This window comes from Okeania sp. SIO2F4 (genome assembly GCF_010672385.1).
In the GTDB taxonomy this organism is placed as follows: domain Bacteria; phylum Cyanobacteriota; class Cyanobacteriia; order Cyanobacteriales; family Microcoleaceae; genus Trichodesmium.
This window is the reverse complement of sequence record NZ_JAAHGT010001162.1, coordinates 1-2,584: the sequence shown is the minus strand read 5'-3', so window position 1 is coordinate 2,584 and position 2,584 is coordinate 1. Positions and strand designations below refer to the sequence as shown.

1 protein-coding gene is annotated in these 2,584 nt (G+C 39.4%); it reads right to left on the bottom strand.

Annotated elements, in window-relative coordinates:
- Nucleotides 1-96: 96 nt before the first annotated feature.
- Entirely contained in the window at nucleotides 97-1,224 is a 1,128-nt protein-coding gene (dnaJ, locus tag F6K22_RS38325) for a molecular chaperone DnaJ (RefSeq protein ID WP_293110128.1), read from the bottom strand.
- Between the last annotated feature and the right edge of the window lie 1,360 nt (nucleotides 1,225-2,584).

Below are 2,584 nucleotides of genomic sequence, written 5' to 3'. Positions count from 1 at the left end.
TAATTATTAATTGTTAATTGTTAATTATTAATTATTAATTATTGAACCCCTTGCTAAGAACAAGTTTTTGAGAATTAGGAAAATCTCCAATCTCAATCACTTTTGGTGAAATAAATTTCCCAGAAATCCTTCTAAACCTCCTTTTCCAGTCCGCTCACCTTTAATACTCGCCAATTTTTCTAATAACTCTCTTTCTTCTGGAGTAATTTTTGTGGGAATATCAATTTCGATTGTTATCAGATGGTCTCCACGACTTACCGGATTACCTAATTTCGGTACTCCCTTATCTTCCAAAGTTAAAATTGTATTTGGCTGAGTACCTGCTGGAATTATTAATTCCGACTTACCATCAACTGTATTTATTTCCAGGGAACAACCTAGAATTGCTTGTAAATAGCTAATTTTTATTTGGGAGAGAATATTAATCCCATCTCTTTCAAACTCTGGGTTATGTTTGACTGCCAGAAAAACATACAAGTCTCCTGGAGGCCCGCCCATTTTACCCGCATCTCCTTCATTAGATACTCGTAGCCTAGTACCATTGTCTACCCCTCCTGGGATAGTAATTTTTATCTTTTTCGAGACCTCATTCTGCCCACGACCTCCACAAGTTGCGCATTTTTCTTCTATTATCTGTCCAGTACCGTTACATGAGGGACAAACTGATACTTGAGTGAAACTACCAAAAGGAGTTCTTGTCGCCCGGCGAACTTGACCCGTACCTCCACAAGTAGAACAAGTTTGAGGTCTTGTGCCTGGTTTAGCCCCTGAACCGTTGCAGGTTTCACAAGTTTCGAGATGCTTAATTGTCAGTTCTTTATCTCCACCAAATATAGCTTCGTGGAAGTCCAGATTCAGGTCTAAACGTAGGTCATCTCCTCTAACTGGACCTGTACGCCTACGTCCTTGAGTTCCCACTCCTCCAGAGAACCCACTAAAAAAGCTTTCAAATATATCAGCGAAACTATCTGAAAAGTCCGTTGAGAAACCTGATGCTCCTCCTCCTGATACTCCTGCTTCTCCAAAGCGGTCGAAACGGGCTTTCATTTCTGGGTCAGAAAGAATTTCGTAAGCTCGGTTTATCTCTTTAAAGCGCTCTTCTGCTCCTGGCTCTTTATTGACATCTGGGTGGTACTTACGAGCCAAGCGGCGGTAGGCACGCTTTAGTTCCTCCTTATCTGCACTACGAGAAACACCTAGAATTTCGTAATAATCGCGGGCCATAGAGCTGTTTGCCTAGAATTTAATGTTAGTATGTGCAAAATTTAACCTTATCAAATCTATTCATCACTGAACATCTCTGATAATAGTATGGCATTACCGTAACGGTAAAGGCAGATGAGCAGCAAAGCTAATCCTTAAAGGACTAGCGCGTTATTACCTTTCTTCTTCTTTGATAACAGAAGAATTGTTTTCAGAAGGGTAGTGCTGGTATCCGAGCTAACTTCGCCTGGCAGCTAAGGTCTACCGAACTGTTTCCAAAAGGCACTGTTTCCTATATTGTACCAGATTTAGGACTATTTTTGTTAGCTCCGCATTCCGCAGGAAACGTTCAAAATCTCAAAAATCAAGGAAATGGATAGGTTTAACAAGGTTTTTGGTTAATAGTTGCGTCTCTACTTTGGGATTTGATATTTTTATCAGGCGATAATATTTTGGGTCTTAATTTCCAAGTATATTTATTATCGTCTTTTGATAGTTTAGCACAGACTTATGATAAATCTGCATATCTAGGGTTTGCTGAAAAAGTCTTTTTAGGGAGGTAGTAGGGAGTAGGAGGAATTATCCCTTGACTTTCCTGCCTTTCTTTGCCTGCCCAAAATGCTAACTTTTTGCAGCTCTAGGGACTGAAAAGCTGAAACTTTTTTCAATCTAAAGAAGGTTGATAGGGTATCTGTAAATAAAATATAGCAATCCTATTTTATTTGTGTATAAAAATATTACCCCTTTTAAGGAACAGGGAACAGGGAACAGTTGCAGATAGATTGTTGTTGGGTTTCGTTCCTCAACCCAATAACAATCTATCTGCCGTAGGGAGGTTGCATGCAACCTCCCTACTCCCTAATGCACAGTTTTAGCTGAAACAGTCCAGTCGGGTGAGTTAGGCACATATTAATAGTTCAACTTAATAGTTTGATGTGATTTGCCGTAACCCACCAATAATCAACCTGACAAAAGTTCTTAAGATTTATGGCGTTGTTGAATGATTGTATGATTTTTAGTAGTACCTTGTCTAGCTTTAAAATGTGGGTAAAGAGCGAGTCAATAAAGACCTCTCCCCCAACCCCTCTCCTGCAAGGAGAGGGGGGAGGTTTTACCCACAATTTTAGTCTAGACGCGCTAGTAGTCAGGAGTCAGGAGTTAGTAGTTAGTAGTCAGGAGTTAGTAGTCAGGAGTCAGTAGTTAAAACAGCTTTTTTCCTTAATATCAATCTTGCTCCGATACGAATTTCATACCTTATTTCACCAATGCCAGATTTATTTGATAGACACCCTCTAAAGTCTTTCTCCCTCTTTTATTTAAAAAAATAAAATAAATTATCATACAGAAGTCATCAATTATTTGCCCCTACTCCCTACTCCCT

Excerpts from the sequence above, each read along its gene's own strand:
- dnaJ (WP_293110128.1), bottom strand. The coding sequence starts at position 1,224 with ATGGCCCGCGATTATTACGAAATTCTAGGTGTTTCTCGTAGTGCAGAT.